This is a genomic window from Bradyrhizobium sp. USDA 4532 (assembly GCF_024171315.1).
Taxonomy (GTDB): Bacteria; Pseudomonadota; Alphaproteobacteria; order Rhizobiales; family Xanthobacteraceae; genus Bradyrhizobium; species Bradyrhizobium australafricanum.
In genome coordinates this window covers 7,254,487-7,269,853 of record NZ_JALJZN010000001.1, presented here as the reverse complement: position 1 = coordinate 7,269,853, position 15,367 = coordinate 7,254,487, and the positions used below count along the sequence as shown (strand labels likewise).

Below are 15,367 nucleotides of genomic sequence, written 5' to 3'. Positions count from 1 at the left end.
AGACTCACATCGGGAGCAGACAATGTCGAAATTCAGGGTGGTCACGCCGAAGGGCGCGAGCTTCACGGTCGCCGGCGGCGGCTACGATTATGAGCGCGAGGCGCTCGATCCGATCGGCGCCGAGATCGTCGAGGCGCCGGCCAACGAGGCCGAATTCATCGCGGCGGCACGCACCGCGGACGCGATCTACGCCAAGGGCATGCCGATCACCAAGGCGGTCATCGACGCGCTCGAGAACTGCAAGGTGATCACGCTCGGCAGCGTCGGCGTCGACTCGGTCGACGTCAAGGCCGCGACCGCCCGCGGCATTCCTGTCACCAACATCCCCGACACCTTCATCGAGGAGGTCGCCGATCACGCCATGATGCTGCTGCTCGCCGGCTTCCGCCGCCTGATCGAGCAGGACAAGATGGTGCGCACCGGCCGCTGGGCCGAGGGCCGCCCGGCGCTTTTGAAGATTCCGCGGCTGATGGGCCAGACGCTCGGCTTCATCTCGTTCGGCCGGGTCGCTCGCGCTGTGGCCAAGCGCGCCGCGCCGTTCGGCCTCAGGATGGTGGCTTACGATCCCTTCATCCAGGAAACCCTGATGTACGACCACGGCGTGATCCCCTCGACGCTGTCGGAGGTGCTGTCTCAGTCGGATTTCGTCTCGATGCACGCCCCGGCGCGGCCCGAAGTGCACCACATGCTGACCGAGAAGCATTTTCGCCAGATGAAAAAGTCGGCGATCTTCATCAACACCGGCCGCGGCGCCACGGTCGACGAGGAATCGCTGATCAAGGCGCTGCAGGAGGGCTGGATCGCCCACGCCGCGCTCGACGTGCTGGAAAAGGAGCCGCCGTCGCACAACAATCCGATGCTCGGGATGGACAATGTTACCTTGACCGCCCATGTCGCGTCGGCGTCGGCACGTTTTGACGAGGCGCGCAAGCGCCGGGTGGGCTACGAATTGTCACTAGTGCTGCAAGGCATGTGGCCGGTAAGCTGCGTCAACCCGTCGGTGCTGCAAAACACCGCGTTGCGCCGCTGGCAGCCCGTCAGCATGGATCGCGGTCCGAACAGCTAGGGCGGGAATGCGTTTTTCGTGCGGGGCCCGTCTCTTGCGGGCCCTTTGCGCGGCAGGCGCCGAGACCAAGACACCTTCACCGGCGGCCAAACGCCGGGAAGGAAAAAACAACGAAACAATAAGAACGGGAGTGCGAACGACATGAAGTACGAGATCACGCGTCGCGACGCGCTGGTGCTGGGGGCTTCCGCGGCGGCGCTGGCGGTTACCGGCGCTTCGGCGCAGGAGGCGTCGAAGGTGAAGGCAGCCGACGTGGCGGCGCCGTCGCTGCCGATCGAAAAGGACGCCACCTTACGCATGCTGCGGCCGGTGCGCTTCGTCCAGGCCGACGAGGACGTGTTCCGCGCCAATGCCAAGAAATTCACCGACAAGACCGGCGTCGACATCAAGGTCGACTTCGTCGGCTGGGAGGACATCAACCAGCAGACCGCCGTGACCTCGAACTCCGGCGCCGGCCCCGACATCATCATCGGCTTCGGCGACGCGCCGCACATCTATATCGACAAGCTGATCGAGCTGACCGATGTCGCCGACTATCTCGACAAGCGCTATGGCGGATGGCTCACGCTGGCGCGCCGATACGGCATGCGCTCGAAGTCGAAGAGCTGGGTCGGCCTGCCGTTCGGCGCCTCGGGCGGCCCGCTGGTCTACCGCAAGTCGCTGGTCAACGCCGCCGGCTTCGACAAGGTGCCGGAGGACCACGCCGGCTTCCTCGAACTCTGCAAGAAGCTGAAGGCGGCCGGCAAGCCCGCGGGCTTCGCACTCGGCAACGCGGTCGGCGACGGCAACGGCTTCGCCAACTGGCTGTTGTGGTCGCACAACGCCGCGCTGCTCGATGAGGAAGGCAACATCATCATCAACAGCAAGGAGACGATCGCGGCGCTGAAATATCTGAAGGAACTCTATCCGACCTTCATCGCCGGCACCCCGTCCTGGAACGACGTCTCCAACAACCGCGCTTACTCGTCGCAGGAGATCGGCCTGACCGCAAACGGCGTCTCGCTGTATTTCTCGCTGAAGAACGATCCCGCGACCAAGGCGATCGCCGACGACACCGCGCATCAGTTCCTGATCAAGGGGTTGGCTCCCACCTCTCCGATGTCCGGCCTGACCTTGAACGCAATGGTGTTCAAGCACAGCAAGTATCCCAACGCCGCGAAGGCGTTCTTGCAGTTCATGCTCGAGCACGAACAGTACGAGCCGTGGCTCAACGCCAACTCCGGCTACTGGTCGCAGCCGCTGGCGGCCTATGCCGACGCCGCGGTGTGGTCGAGCGACCCCAAGGTCGCGATCTTCAAGGACACGATGCGGAGCCCCTACTACAACGGCTACAAGGGGCCGATCTCGACCGCGACCGGCGCCGTCAACGCCGACTATGTGCTGGTGCAGATGTGCGCCTCGGTCGCGACCGATGCCGCAACGCCCGAAGCCGCAGCCGCCGAAGCCGAACAGCGCGCCAAGCGGTACTTCCGGCGGCAGGGCCGGTAAGATCGACCTCAAGCCGCTGTCATTCCGGGGCGATGCGTAGCGTCGAATCCGGAATCTCGAGATTCCGGGTCTGGTGCTAACGCACCATCCCGGAATGCCCCTGGAAGTCGGACCGAGACAAGAACCTGATGTCTGTCACCACCCTCCCCTCACGCAGCGCGGCGCTGCACCAGCCGGGCTGGCTCGCGCGCCTGTTCGACTACAAGCCGTTCCTGATCGTGATGTGCCTTGCGCCCGCGATCGGCCTGCTGCTGGTGTTCCTCACCTATCCGCTGGGCCTCGGCATCTGGCTTGCCTTCACCGACACCACGATCGGCCAGCGCGGCATCTACATCGGACTTGAGAACTTCCAGTATCTGCTCAAGGATCCGTTGTGGTGGAACGCGGTGTTCTATTCGATCTTCTACACCGCGATCGCAACTTTCGGAAAGTTCGCGCTCGGCTTCTGGCTGGCGCTGCTGCTCAACAACCATTTCCCGTTCAAGAGCCTGATCCGCGCCATCGTGCTGCTGCCGTGGATCGTGCCGACGGTGCTCTCCGCGCTGGCGTTCTGGTGGATCTACGATCCGCAGTTCTCGATCATCTCCTATCTCCTGGTCGACGTGCTGCACTGGCGCGACAGCAATGTCGACTTCCTCGGCTCGCCCTGGCCGGCGCGGTTCTCGCTGATCGCCGCCAATATCTGGCGCGGCATCCCGTTCGTCGCAATCTCGCTGCTGGCGGGGCTGCAGACCATCTCGCCCTCGCTCTACGAGGCGGCGATGCTCGACGGCGCCACCTCCTGGCAGCGCTTCCGCTACATCACCTTCCCGATGATGATGCCGATCCTGGCGATCGTGATGACGTTCTCGATCATCTTCACCTTCACCGACTTCCAGCTGGTCTACGCCATCACCCGCGGCGGCCCGGTCAACTCGACCCATCTGCTCGCGACACTGGCGTTCCAGCGCGGCATCGCCGGCGGCGAACTCGGCGAGGGTGCCGCGATCGCCGTCTCGATGATCCCGTTCCTGGTGTTCGCAACATTGTTCAGCTACTTCGGCCTCGCGCGCCGCAAATGGCAGCAGGGAGAAGCCAATGACTGACGTTGCAGCCCAATCCTCCAACGTCGCCAGCGCCACGCCCGATACGATGGCGTGGGACTCCCGCGCCCGGCGCGTGGTGATGATCTATCTGCCGCTCGCCTGCTTCATCCTGATCCTGCTGTTTCCGTTCTACTGGATGGCGGTCACCTCGTTCAAACCGAACGCCGAGCTGCTGAACTACAAGGAGCACAATCCGTTCTGGATCACCTCGCCGACGCTCGCGCATATCAAGCATCTGTTGTTCGACACGGCCTATCCGCGCTGGCTGAAGACCACCATGCTGGTCGCGATCGGCTCGACCTTCCTGTCGCTGTTCGCCTCGACGCTCGCCGCCTACGCGATCGAGCGGCTGCGCTTCCGCGGCAGTCCCTATGTCGGCCTCGGCATCTACCTCGCCTATCTGGTGCCGCCGTCGATCCTGTTCATTCCGCTCGCCACCGTGATCGTGCAGTTCGGCCTGTTCGACTCGCCGCTGGCGCTGATCCTGGTCTATCCGACCTTCCTGGTGCCGTTCTGCACCTGGCTGTTGATCGGCTATTTCAAGTCGATCCCCTACGAGCTCGAGGAATGCGCGCTGGTCGACGGTGCGACGCGGTTGCAGATCCTGTGGCGGATCACGCTGCCGCTCGCGGTGCCCGGCCTGATCTCGGCCGGCATCTTCTCCTTCACGCTGTCCTGGAACGAGTTCATCTACGCGCTCGCCTTCATCCAGAGCGGCGCCAACAAGACGGTGCCGGTCGCGATCCTGACCGAGCTCGTCACCGGCGACGTCTACCAGTGGGGCGCGCTGATGGCCGGCTCGCTGCTCGGCTCGCTGCCGGTCGCGCTGTTCTACTCGCTGTTCGTCGACTACTACGTGTCGTCGCTGACGGGGGCGGTGAAGGAGTAACTGGGCACAGGTACGCGCAATTCGCTCTATCTCCGTCATCCTGAGGTGCGAGCTTTTTCGGCGACCCTCGAAGGATGCACGGCCCCGCCGGTGGCCGATTCATCCTTCGAGGCTCGCTCCGCTCGCACCTCAGGATGACGGGGAAGGAAGCGCGGCCTGGATCAACAAGAATCTGACACTACCGCAGCACAAACGCGACCGGCACGGAAAAACCCATCGAGCCTTGCGTGATCTCGGACGGAAACGCCGGAAACGGCTGGGCCTGGCGCACCATCGCCAGCGCGCGCGCGTCGAAGGTCGGATTGCCGGAGGAGCCGCCGAGATGGCTCGACAGCACCTGCCCGCCGCGGCCGAGCGTGAACACCAGGCGGACCACCCCGCGCTGGCCGTTGCCGCCTGCGGGATAGGAATGGAAGCGCAACAGATGCGCGCGGACGCGGGCGTTATAAGCGGCGATCGCTGACGCGGCCGCGCCGGCACTGATCGCGGACGCAGCCGGCGCCTGCCGTTCGGCGCGGCTTGGTGCGATGGTGCGCGGTGCCGGGGTTGCCTCGGACGGCTGCTTTGCTTCCCGACGAACCACTTTCGGCTTGACCGGTTCGACCTTCGTCTCCGGAACGACTTTCGCGGGCTCGGGTTTCGGCGGCGTGATCTGCTGCTTCTGTTCCGGCGGCGCGACGACGTCGGGCTTCTCCTGCATCGGCGTCGGCGCGATCTCCTGCGGCACTGGCTGCGCGGCGGCAGGCTCCGGCGGCGACGCGTCGGCCTCCTGCATCGCCGGCCCCGGCGGCAGCTCGGTCTCCGAAATCTCCGGCGCCGAGGTGATCGGCGTCAGATCGACCAGCACCGCCGGCACCGCAACGCCGGGCGGCGGCGCCGGGACCCAGCTCGTGCCAACCGCGAGCACTGCCGCATGCGCCGCCAGGATCGCAGCCACCGACAGGCCCCAGCGCCGCAGCCAGATCTCGTCGCCCGCATCATGAAGCGCGTACGCATTCATGGATCAGCTACGCCCGTCGAGGCCAACCAGCGCAATCTTGAGATAGCCGGCGTTGCGCAGCAGGTTCATCACCTCCATCAGATCGCCATAGCTGACCGCCTTGTCGGCGCGCAGGAAGATGCGCTCGTCCTTCCTGCCTTGTGTGGCGCCATCGAGCGTCGACGTCAGCGTCTCGCGCGCGATCACGTCCTCGCCGACCGCGACGGAGAGATCGGACTTCACGGTGACGAACACCGGCTTGTCCGGCCGCGGCTGCGGCTCGGCGGTCGAGGCCGGCAGATCGACGCCGAGATCGACGGTCGCGAGCGGCGCCGCCACCATGAAGATGATCAGCAGCACCAACATCACGTCGATGAACGGGGTGACGTTGATCTCATGCGCCTCGACCAGATCGTCGTCGCCACGACGCCGGCCGCCGAATGCGCCGCCAGTGCCAAGCTTCGCGCCCATCGCCTACTCCGCAGCGCGTGCCAGCCGGAACAGGCTGCGATCGCCCTCGCGGCTGACCAGCAGCATCACCATGGCGGAGGCGTCGCCGAGCAATGCGCGGTAGGACGCGATCGAACGGGTCAGGTGATTGTAGATCACGACCGCCGGGATCGCGGCGACCAGGCCGAGCGCGGTCGCAAGCAGCGCCTCGGCGATGCCGGGCGCGACCACCGCGAGATTGGTGGTGTGGGCCTCGGAGATGCCGATGAAGGCGTTCATGATGCCCCATACCGTGCCGAACAGGCCGACGAACGGCGCGGTGGCGCCGATCGTCGCCAATACGCCGGTGCCGCGCGCGATCTGCCGCGACATCGCCGCCTCGACCCGCTCCAGCCGCAGCGCGGTGCGCTCCTTGAAGCCGTCGTCGAACATCCCGCCGGACAGCGCAGCCTCGCGCGAGGCCGATTGCACGATCTGCGCTACCGCATCGCTGCCGTCGCGGCTCGCCTGCTCGACCTCGGCAAGCTGGGTGTCGCGCTCAAGGAGGCCGATCCGCTGCCGGGCGAGCGCGGTCTTGCGGCGGATCTCGACGGTCTTGGCGAGCCAGACCGTCCAGGTGACGAGCGAGGCGAAGGCGAGCCCAACCATCACCGCCTTCACGACGATGTCGGCGCTTTCGAACATGCCCCAGGGCGAGAGGTTGCGCGGCAGCAGTGCGGCGTCGGATGCGGCAAGGCTACTGCTTGGGAGAGATGCAGTCACGACCGCAATCAACTGGACGACGATTGATAGCTGGCTACTTCTGCCAAACGTGCGAATTAGCATACTCACCTCCAACCGCATCTCACCTCGCCCCGCCTGCGGGGAGAGGTCGGATCGCATCGCAAGTTGCGAGCCGGGTGAGGGGGACTCTCCACGAGCACGGTGCCCGGAGGGTCCCCTCACCCCGACCCTCTCCCCGCAAGCGGGAGAGGGAGAAGAAATCTTCAGCCCGCGTTCGGTGCGAGGCGGTCCGCCAGCGCATGAAAGCGCACCAGCTGATCGCTACGCAGCGCGCGCGTCTCGTCGCGGCCGACGAACACCTTGAACATGATGCCGCCGTCGCGATTGATGAAGGCGATGAACGCCGACACCTTGCCCATGAAAGGCCGCTCGACGAACGCGATCGCCGCGCAGCGATCGTGCCTCAGATGGCCGTGCAAGCCCTTCGGCTGCATCAGGTTGAAATAGCCGCGACCGACCGCGCCGTTCGGAATGGCGCCGGTGAACTCGAAGATCGCGTCATCGGTATGCACGATCAGCGTCACCTCGCCCCACTCCGCGATGTCCTGCATCGCGGCGGCAAATTCACCGGCGCCGATCCGCACCATGCTCTCGGGGAGCGCCTCGAGCACCGCGCGCGGCGTCACCTTGCGCTCGCGCGCGACGTCCTCGATGACCGTGCCGGGATTGTCGGCCATATAGGCCTTCAATCCCGCAAGCTCCGCGTTCTGCACGGCCGTCTCCGTCATGCCGGGCTCTTCGCGCGCTCGGTGATCAGCACCTCAAAACCCTCGAATTTGGGATGGCCGAGATAGAGGCTGCCGCCGGTCTCGTTGCCGGCGCGCGAATGGGCGCGGCGGAACGCATCGGATTTCGTCCAGTCCTCGAACGCCGCCTTGCTGGCCCAGACGGTATGGGTCGCATAGAGCGTGTGGTCCTCGGCCTCGGGTCCCTTCACCAGATGAAATTCGATGAAGCCCGGCAGATCGCCGAGATAGGATTCGCGCGTCTTCCAGACCGTCTCGAACGCCTGCTCCTTGCCCTTGATCACCTGGAACCGGTTCATTGCGATGAACATGAAAACTCTCTCCTGTTTGACGGCGGATGCCCGGATCCTGCCGGTTGATCTCGTTAATAACATGAACGCGCCAAGGAATACGCCAAGGCCGCGCTGGGGGCACCAGCGCGGCCGGAGCAACCTGGATGGAATGATCGGCGTCTCGCGTTACGCTCCACCTAGGTGAATCCTGAGTCCGGCCTTGTAAACGGTGCCCGGACCGGGGCTCGAGAACAGCACGTCGTTCTGCGTCGTGCCGTCGGTCGAGGAGCCCGGGATCGCATAAGGCCGGTAGTACTGGTTCAAGAGGTTGTCGACCGATGCCGTGAAGGTGATGTCCTTGGTGGCGTTCCAGGTCAGATAGAGGTTGACGAGCTCGTAGCCGGTCGAGGGCAGATAGCCCGCCGGCAGGTCGTTGTTGGCGCCGAATGAGGACCATTGCGCGGCAACGATCAGCGAACGGTCGAGCAGGCGGACGCCGCCCGTCGTCGTCACCTTGCGCGGCGTGATGGTGGCGAGCCCGACATTGGTCTGGGTGTTCCGGCCGCGCATCAGATGGCCGGCGACGCCGACGAACCAGTCGCCTGCATCATACATCGTCTCGAGCTCGAAGCCCTCGATGCGGGCGTGGGCGATGTTCTGGTACTGGTAGAACTGGCTGAACCGCCCGAACGGCGTCAGGGTCGGCGCCGAGGCGACGAGGTCGATATAGCCGTCGACGTCGTTACGGAACACGTTGACCTTGCCGCGGAACGAGTCGCTCGCGGTGAAGATGCCGTCATATTTCAGGTTGATGCCGGCTTCCTTGTTCTTGCCGACCTCCGGCCGCAGCGCTGCATTGGGCAGGAAGCAGAACAGGCCGCTGGTGCCGTCAGGGCAGTTGAACAGCGCCGGCCCGCCGCCGGTGGCGTGGCCGCCCGCGATCAGCGTCTCGGTGATGGACGGCGCGCGATAGCCTTCGGCATAGCTCGCATAGGGCGTGAAGCCGGCAACCGGCGTGACGCCGAGCGTGATCTTCGGCGACAGCCGGTCGCCGCTGGTCGTGGTGTTGATCGAATTGAGTTCGTAATGGTCGTAGCGGACAGCGCTGATCAGCTCGAGCCAGGTCGAATAGTTCTGCTTCAGCTGCACGAAGCCGCCGGACACGGTGCGCTGGCCGCCCGGCGTCGTGATGTTGGAATTGCCGCGCGAATCGAAGGTCTCGACATCGTCGCGGAAGGCGTCGAAACCGTAGGTCACGGCGTTGCGCCAGTCGCCGAAATTGAAGCGCGAGGTGTTGTTGACGTCGACACCAACCGTATCCAGCAAATAGCCGCGCTTGTCGCCGACGCAGCCGGAGATGTTGTTGCCGGGATTGGCGAGCGTGCAGACCCCGCCGCCGGTGGTGATGCGGTTGCTGTAGGTCTTGACCTGGTCGTTGTCGGTGCGGTTGCCGTAGACCGAGATATTCCAGTCGAACAGCATGTCGTCGGGCTTGGAATATCGCCAGCTCAAGGTGCCCGTGTAGTTCTTGGCGTCGGAGGCATAGACCGAGGAGCCCGCGATCGCGGCGAGCGGTGCCGCCGCCGTGGTCGGGCCGCGGTTCGGCTGACCGATATTGTACTGGTAGTCCTGGAAGATGCCGCCGATCTTGAACTCGTGGCCTTCGGCCGGGCGGAACGTCACCTTCATCAGGCCGGCCGCGATATCGTTGCCGGTGTTACCGATCTCGGTGCCCGCGCCGTCCTTGTAATTGCCCTGGGTGCGATAAACCGCGCCGCCGAACACATCGACATTCGGATCGACGCGTACACCGCCGAACACGGAGCCCATGCCGCGGTCCTTGTTGGTGCCGTAGGACCCCGACATGTCGACACCCCAGCGCTCACCGGGACGCACCACGTCGTCGATGTCCTTGGTGCGGAATGAGACCACGCCGCCAATCGCGCCGGAGCCGTAGATGTTCGCGGTCGGGCCGCGCACCACGTCGACGCCGCCGATCAATTCGGGATCGAGGAAGAACGAGCCGTTGGCGTTGTGGCCGGTGCGCTGATAGTTCTGCCGCGCGCCGTCAACGACAACAGCGACACGGCCGAAATCCTGCAAGCCGCGGATGTTGATGACGGTTGCCGGATCGTCGCCGCGCTCCTGAACCGAGACGCCGGGCACGTTATAGAAAATATCGGAGAGCCGGTTCGGCTGCAGGCCCTGGATCTTCTCCAGCGTGACGGAGCTGACCGGCGCCAGCGCATCGATCGCGCGCTCCTCGGTCTTGGAGGCCACCGCCGTGATGGTGTCGAGCGATTGCACCGGCACCGCGCCGATCTGCGCCCGCGCGTTCATCGCCGCCGACGCCGCCTGAGCTTCGGCCGCCGGCTTCGGCTTCCGCTTGGCCTGCTTCAGCCGCTCGGTAGAAGGATGCGCAGCCGACGGATCGGCGGTCTGCGCGAAACCGCGTTCCGGCAGTGCTGCCGCAAATGAAAACACCGACGCGCCCAAAATCAGGGCGCGCGAAACCCTAGCCCCATCAGCCATTCTAGCCCCAGCCTGATCATCGCTTTTCTGGTTTGGCTGGCGTGCGCTCCGACGAGCGGCTTGCTGGCTACATCGCGATGCAAGTCACCCGCCTGCATCGCGTGAGGATTGGTTACGAGCCGGCAACAAAACGGTCAAGAATGCGGCAGCGCTGTTTATATCGATTGTAAAGTGCCGCCGTTGGAATGCGCCTTCGTCCGCTTATACAAGCAAACACCATTTGAAAATTTTCGCAGGCGCAGCACCACAATATGTCCGCAGCTTCCGAAGACAATATCGACGCAGCCGGAAAGCAGACCGAGCCTGCATCCGGCGCGGCCAAAACGCTGATCATGCGCGGTAATCGTCTCGACAGCCGCGACCTGTTCGCTGCGGAGCGCGAGATCATCATCACGCACGGCGAAGAACATTACCGGTTGCGGCTGACCTCGCAGAACAAGCTGATCCTGACCAAGTGACGGCCCCGATGACAATTTGTCGCACGCTCGCTTTGCTCGCCTTCTCCTGCCTGCTGCCGATCGAAGCCGTGACGGCCGAGGGCATCACCGTGCATGACGCGCGCGACCGCGACGTCGTGATCGACAATCCGTCGCGGATCGTCTCGATCGGCGGCGCGATCACCGAGATCCTCTACGCCCTCGGCTTCGAGGACCGCATCGCCGGCGTCGATGCGACCAGCCTCTACCCGCCGGCTGCGCTGCGCGAGAAGCCCGACGTCGGCTACATGCGTCAGCTGTCGCCGGAGGGCGTGCTTGGCCTGCACCCGTCGCTGGTGCTCGCGGTGCAGGGCTCAGGGCCGAAGGAGACCATGGACGTGCTCGAGGCGGCCAAGGTGCCGCTGGTGCTGGTGCCGGAGACGTTCTCGGAGGCCGGGCTGGTCGAGAAGATCAGACTGGTGGGCCACGCCATGGGCGCCGATCCGCGCGCCGCCTGCCTGACCACGGCGGTGGAGAGCGATCTCGCGCAACTGCGCGCGCTGCGTGCCAAGGTAACGAAGCCGGTGCGCGTGATGTTCGTGATGTCGCTGTTGAACGGCCGGGCGATGGCGGCGGGCCACAAGACCGCGGCGGACGAGATCATCCGGCTTGCCGGCGGCGTCAACGCCATCGATGGTTACGACGGCTACAAGCCGGTCAATGACGAGGCCATCGTGGCGGCGAAACCGGATGTCGTGCTGTCGATCGATCGCGGCAAGGATTCGCTGACGTCGGATGCCGTGTTCGCGCATCCGGCCTTCGCGCTGACGCCGGTCGCGGCCAACAAGGCCTTCATCTCGATGGAAGGCCTTTATCTGCTCGGCTTCGGACCGCGCACCGCGGCCGCGGCACGCGACCTCTCGGTCAAGCTTTATCCGGCGCTGGCGCCGGAGGCCGACTACTTCAAGCCGGCAGCGCTGACCGCGAATTGCCGGCAATGAGCGTGCTGGCCGAACGCCGCCGGCGTGCGAAACGACGGCGCGCCGGCATGTCGCTGCGGCCGGCCGCGACACTCACCCTGCTCTGCCTGCTTGCGGCGCTCGCAGGCACCGCCCTCGTCGCCCTGACGGTCGGGGCTGCCGGCATTCCAATGGCTCGGCTTCCGGCGGCGCTTGGGCTTTGGGCTGATCGTGTCGCCAACCCGCTGCTCGCACGCGACCAGCTCGTGGTGTGGTCGATCCGCATCCCGCGGATCGCGGCGGCGGCGATGGTCGGCGGCCTCCTTGCCGTATCAGGCTCGATCATGCAGGGCCTGTTCCGCAATCCCCTTGCCGACCCCGCGCTGGTCGGCGTCTCCTCCGGCGGCGCGTTTGCCGCGGCGGCCGCGATCGTGTTCACCGACAGCCATCTCGGCGAAAGCCTGCGCTTCCTGCAACACCAGCTGCTGCCGATCGCGGCCTTTGCCGGCTCGCTGATCACGACCGTCGTGCTTTACGGCATCGCCAGCCGCGGCGGCCGGACATCGATCGCGATCTTCCTGCTGGCCGGGCTTGCGATCGCCGCGATCGCCAATGCCGGCATCGGCCTTCTGGTGTTCGTCGCCGACGATCGCCAGCTTCGCGACATCACCTTCTGGCTGCTCGGCTCGCTCAGCGGTGCGACCTGGAGCAAGCTCACGGCGCTGGCGCCGGTGCTGGCGGTCGCGCTGGCCGCCTGCCTCTCGATCTCGCGCGGGCTCGACGTGCTGGTGCTCGGCGAGGCGGAGGCGTTCCACAGCGGCGTCGACGTCGAACGGCTGAAGCGGATCTCGATCGTGCTGGTGTCGGCGATGACCGGGGTCGCGGTCTCGGTCTGCGGCGTGGTCGGTTTCGTCGGCATCGTGGTGCCGCATCTGTTGCGGCTGGTGATCGGGCCCGCGCATCGGCTGCTGCTGCCGGCCTCCGCGCTGCTCGGCGCCATCCTCCTGGTCGGCGCCGACACCGTGGCGCGCACCATCGTGGCACCCGCGGAAATGCCGATCGGCATCCTGACGGCAGCGATCGGCGCGCCGTTCTTCCTCGCCATGCTGCTGCGGCAGCGCGGGCTGGTGTCGCTATGACGGCCCTGCTCGAAGCACAGTCGGTATCGATGACGGTCGGCGGCGCGACGCTGGTCGATGCGGTGTCGCTGCAGATCGGTGCCGGCGAGATGGTCGCGATCGTCGGTCCCAACGGCGCCGGCAAATCGACCCTGCTGCGGATGCTGTCGGGCGACCTGCGCCCGTCGCGCGGAGCGATCAGGCTGAGGCAGCGCGACCTGCAGGTTTACGGCCCGCGCGCGCTGGCGCAGCACCGCGCGATGCTGTCGCAGCACGTCAACGTCACCTTCCCGTTCACCGTCGAGGAAATCGTCAGCATGGGCGCCGGCGAAAGCCCGCGCGCGGTGGCGCGCGCGCTGGTCGAGGCGGCGCTCGACGAGGTCGGGCTCGCGCGTTTCCGTTTCAGGCAATTGCCGACGCTGTCGGGCGGCGAGCAGCAGCGGGCGCATTTCGCCCGCGTGCTGGTGCAGCTCGCCTGCGGCGAAGCGCTGCATGGACCGGGACTGTTGCTGCTGGACGAGCCGACCTCGAGCCTCGATCTGCGGCACCAGATCGACCTGGTCGAAACGGCCCGGCGGCGCGCCGCCCGCGGCACCGCGGTGATCGCGATCCTGCACGACCTCAACCTCGCGATGCGGTTCGCCGACCGCATCCTGCTGCTGCACCGCGGCCGGCTTGCCGTCGACGGCGACCGTACGGCGGCGATGAAGGCCGAGACGCTGCGCGAGATCTTCGAGATCGACGCTGCGATCGCCTATACCGGAGGTGGCGTGCCGTTCCTGCTGCCGCAGACGATGCAGCCGGCGGGCAAGGCGACGTAACGCCGCAAGCCTTATCCCGCCGCAACATCCGCGGTTCACAAAACTGTCAGCCGGCTGTAACAGGCGGCTCGGAGAACACCGCATCGTTTATCCTTTGGGAGATCAACCATGCGCCTGTCCCTGCTCTGCTCCGTCGCCTCGATCCTGCTCGCCACATCGGCATTCGCGCAGGGTGAGGGCGAATTCCCGGCGACGCTGGCGGGACACGCCGTGATGCCGGCGGAGAGCTTCATCGACGCGCCCGCCGACGCCCCTGATGATATGAAGACCTCGGGCAAATACACCACCGGCAAGCGCGTCGACGCCATCGGCACCGTGATGGGCAAATCGTACGAGCGGCCGACCGGCGTGTCGCTGCCGTTCAAAGGCCAGCCGCTGCAGGGCCATTCCGGCATCAAGGTGATGCCCGACGGCTCGTTCTGGGTGATCACCGACAACGGCATGGGCTCGCGCTACAACTCGGCAGACTCGATGCTGTACCTGAACCGGCACAAGATCGACTGGGCGAGCGGCAAGATCGAGCGTCAGGAGACCGTGTTCCTGCACGATCCCGACAGGAAGGTGCCGTTCCGCATCGTCCACGAGGACACCGCCAAGCGCTATTTGACCGGTGCCGATTTCGACACCGAAGGCTTCCAGATCATCAACGACATTTTCTGGATCGGCGATGAATTCGGGCCCTACATCCTCAAGGCCGACAAGACCGGCAAGATCCTCGCCGTGTTCGAGACCGTCGCCGACGGCAAGCCGGTGCGCTCGCCGGATCACTGGGCGGTGCAGTCGCCCGGCGCGCCCGGCGCCAGCTACACCAACGTCAACCTGCGCCGCTCCAAGGGCTATGAAGGTTTTGCTTCCTCCAAGGACGGCAAGTTCCTTTACGGCCTGCTCGAGGGGCCGCTGTGGGATGCCGACAAGAAGGATTGGGAGAAGGTCGACGGCAAGGAAGCCTCGCGCATCCTGGAATTCGACGTCGCGGCGGAGAAGTTCACTGGACGCTACTGGCAATATGCGTTCGAGCAGAACGGCAATGCGATCGGCGACTTCAACATGATCGATCCGGCCCAGGGCCTCGTGATCGAGCGCGACAATGGCGAAGGCACCGCCGACAAGGCCTGCCCGCAAGGCCAGCGCGGCGAGAACTGTTTTCCTGACCTCGCCAAGTTCAAGCGCGTCTACAAGATCGAGCTGTCCGATGCCAATGTCGGCAAGCCGGTGCGCAAGATCGCCTATATCGACCTGATGAAGATCCGCGATCCGAACAAGAAGGCGCGCAAGCCGCTCAACGACGGCGTCTACACCTTCCCGTTCTTCACCATCGAGAATGTCGACCGGGTCGACGAGACCCACATCATCGTCGGCAACGACAACAACCTGCCGTTCTCCTCCAGCCGCGACCCGAACAAGGCCGATGACGACGAGTTCGTGCTGCTCGAGGTCGGCGAGTTCCTGAAGGCGAAGTGAAGGGCTGCTTTCGCCGATCACACGCGTGTCGTTGCCCGGCTCGGCCGGGCGACCCGGTATTGCAGAGACGTCCGAACTTAGTGGATGGGCCGCGGCGTACTGGATGCCCCGCTCAAGGCGGGGCATGACAGCGAATATGCGGATAGCGTGATGCTCATCCCGGCACGACAGCCATTCCGTCCTCCCCGCGCAAAGGCCACGCCTTTGTCGCTGGAGGTGCGAGCCTTGCGGCGCAATTGCGCCGCTGGGTGAGCCTCGAAGGATGCACGGCCCCCGATGCAGCCGCGCGGAGAGCCGGGCTG

Annotated in this window: 15 protein-coding genes; 9 read left to right on the top strand and 6 right to left on the bottom strand. The window is 65.5% G+C overall.

All coding sequences use genetic code 11. From position 1 onward, the window contains the following. Nucleotides 1-22: 22 nt before the first annotated feature. From J2R76_RS33455 to J2R76_RS33440, 4 genes are all read left to right on the top strand, one after another. The gene (locus tag J2R76_RS33455; RefSeq protein WP_028340530.1) at nucleotides 23-1,066 is read left to right on the top strand and encodes a C-terminal binding protein; all 1,044 of its coding nucleotides are present in this window, start codon (nucleotides 23-25) and stop codon (nucleotides 1,064-1,066) included. Between the two features lie 141 nt (nucleotides 1,067-1,207). Continuing rightward, a complete protein-coding gene (locus J2R76_RS33450; protein ID WP_016840581.1) occupies nucleotides 1,208-2,554 on the top strand; it encodes an ABC transporter substrate-binding protein in 1,347 nt (448 codons plus the stop codon). A 128-nt stretch (nucleotides 2,555-2,682) separates the two neighbouring features. Next, nucleotides 2,683-3,639 (top strand): carbohydrate ABC transporter permease, encoded by a 957-nt coding sequence (locus J2R76_RS33445; RefSeq protein WP_076829942.1) that lies wholly within the window; start codon nucleotides 2,683-2,685, stop codon nucleotides 3,637-3,639. A 46-nt stretch (nucleotides 3,640-3,685) separates the two neighbouring features. Continuing rightward, the gene (locus J2R76_RS33440; protein WP_016840579.1) at nucleotides 3,686-4,528 is read left to right on the top strand and encodes a carbohydrate ABC transporter permease; all 843 of its coding nucleotides are present in this window, start codon (nucleotides 3,686-3,688) and stop codon (nucleotides 4,526-4,528) included. 178 nt (nucleotides 4,529-4,706) lie between these two features. On the opposite strand, the gene J2R76_RS33435 is transcribed toward J2R76_RS33440, so the two are convergent. The 6 genes from J2R76_RS33435 to J2R76_RS33410 form a co-directional block, all read right to left on the bottom strand. Continuing rightward, entirely contained in the window at nucleotides 4,707-5,528 is an 822-nt protein-coding gene (locus tag J2R76_RS33435) for an energy transducer TonB (protein ID WP_076829939.1), read from the bottom strand. Between the two features lie 3 nt (nucleotides 5,529-5,531). Continuing rightward, complete coding sequence (exbD, locus tag J2R76_RS33430) at nucleotides 5,532-5,978, bottom strand: TonB system transport protein ExbD (RefSeq protein WP_076829938.1); 447 nt, start codon at nucleotides 5,976-5,978, stop codon at nucleotides 5,532-5,534. A 3-nt stretch (nucleotides 5,979-5,981) separates the two neighbouring features. Further along, nucleotides 5,982-6,719 carry a tonB-system energizer ExbB gene (exbB, locus tag J2R76_RS33425; RefSeq protein ID WP_371852156.1) on the bottom strand — a complete coding sequence of 246 codons (738 nt, stop codon included), beginning with the start codon at nucleotides 6,717-6,719 and terminating at the stop codon, nucleotides 5,982-5,984. 224 nt (nucleotides 6,720-6,943) lie between these two features. Beyond that, entirely contained in the window at nucleotides 6,944-7,468 is a 525-nt protein-coding gene (hutX, locus tag J2R76_RS33420) for a heme utilization cystosolic carrier protein HutX (RefSeq protein ID WP_244558898.1), read from the bottom strand. Then, nucleotides 7,465-7,797: an antibiotic biosynthesis monooxygenase gene (locus J2R76_RS33415; RefSeq protein WP_021080657.1), complete on the bottom strand. Its 333-nt coding sequence runs from the start codon at nucleotides 7,795-7,797 to the stop codon at nucleotides 7,465-7,467. Before J2R76_RS33415 ends, hutX begins: the two co-directional genes overlap by 4 nt. A gap of 147 nt (nucleotides 7,798-7,944) precedes the next feature. Continuing rightward, a complete protein-coding gene (locus J2R76_RS33410) occupies nucleotides 7,945-10,290 on the bottom strand; it encodes a TonB-dependent hemoglobin/transferrin/lactoferrin family receptor (protein WP_141342807.1) in 2,346 nt (781 codons plus the stop codon). A 251-nt stretch (nucleotides 10,291-10,541) separates the two neighbouring features. On the opposite strand from J2R76_RS33410, the gene J2R76_RS33405 reads away from it, so the two are divergent. The 5 genes from J2R76_RS33405 to J2R76_RS33385 all read left to right on the top strand — a co-directional run bounded on the left by J2R76_RS33405 (nucleotide 10,542) and on the right by J2R76_RS33385 (nucleotide 15,065). After that, nucleotides 10,542-10,748 (top strand): hemin uptake protein HemP, encoded by a 207-nt coding sequence (locus J2R76_RS33405; protein ID WP_076829930.1) that lies wholly within the window; start codon nucleotides 10,542-10,544, stop codon nucleotides 10,746-10,748. Nucleotides 10,749-10,756: 8 nt separating this feature from the next. Then, a complete protein-coding gene (locus J2R76_RS33400; RefSeq protein WP_076829927.1) occupies nucleotides 10,757-11,707 on the top strand; it encodes a hemin ABC transporter substrate-binding protein in 951 nt (316 codons plus the stop codon). Then, the gene (locus J2R76_RS33395) at nucleotides 11,704-12,804 is read left to right on the top strand and encodes an iron ABC transporter permease (RefSeq protein ID WP_253625432.1); all 1,101 of its coding nucleotides are present in this window, start codon (nucleotides 11,704-11,706) and stop codon (nucleotides 12,802-12,804) included. Before J2R76_RS33400 ends, J2R76_RS33395 begins: the two co-directional genes overlap by 4 nt. Next, the gene (locus J2R76_RS33390; RefSeq protein ID WP_076829921.1) at nucleotides 12,801-13,604 is read left to right on the top strand and encodes a heme ABC transporter ATP-binding protein; all 804 of its coding nucleotides are present in this window, start codon (nucleotides 12,801-12,803) and stop codon (nucleotides 13,602-13,604) included. Before J2R76_RS33395 ends, J2R76_RS33390 begins: the two co-directional genes overlap by 4 nt. A 108-nt stretch (nucleotides 13,605-13,712) precedes the next feature. After that, complete coding sequence (locus J2R76_RS33385) at nucleotides 13,713-15,065, top strand: esterase-like activity of phytase family protein (RefSeq protein ID WP_253625431.1); 1,353 nt, start codon at nucleotides 13,713-13,715, stop codon at nucleotides 15,063-15,065. Nucleotides 15,066-15,367 lie beyond the last annotated feature (302 nt).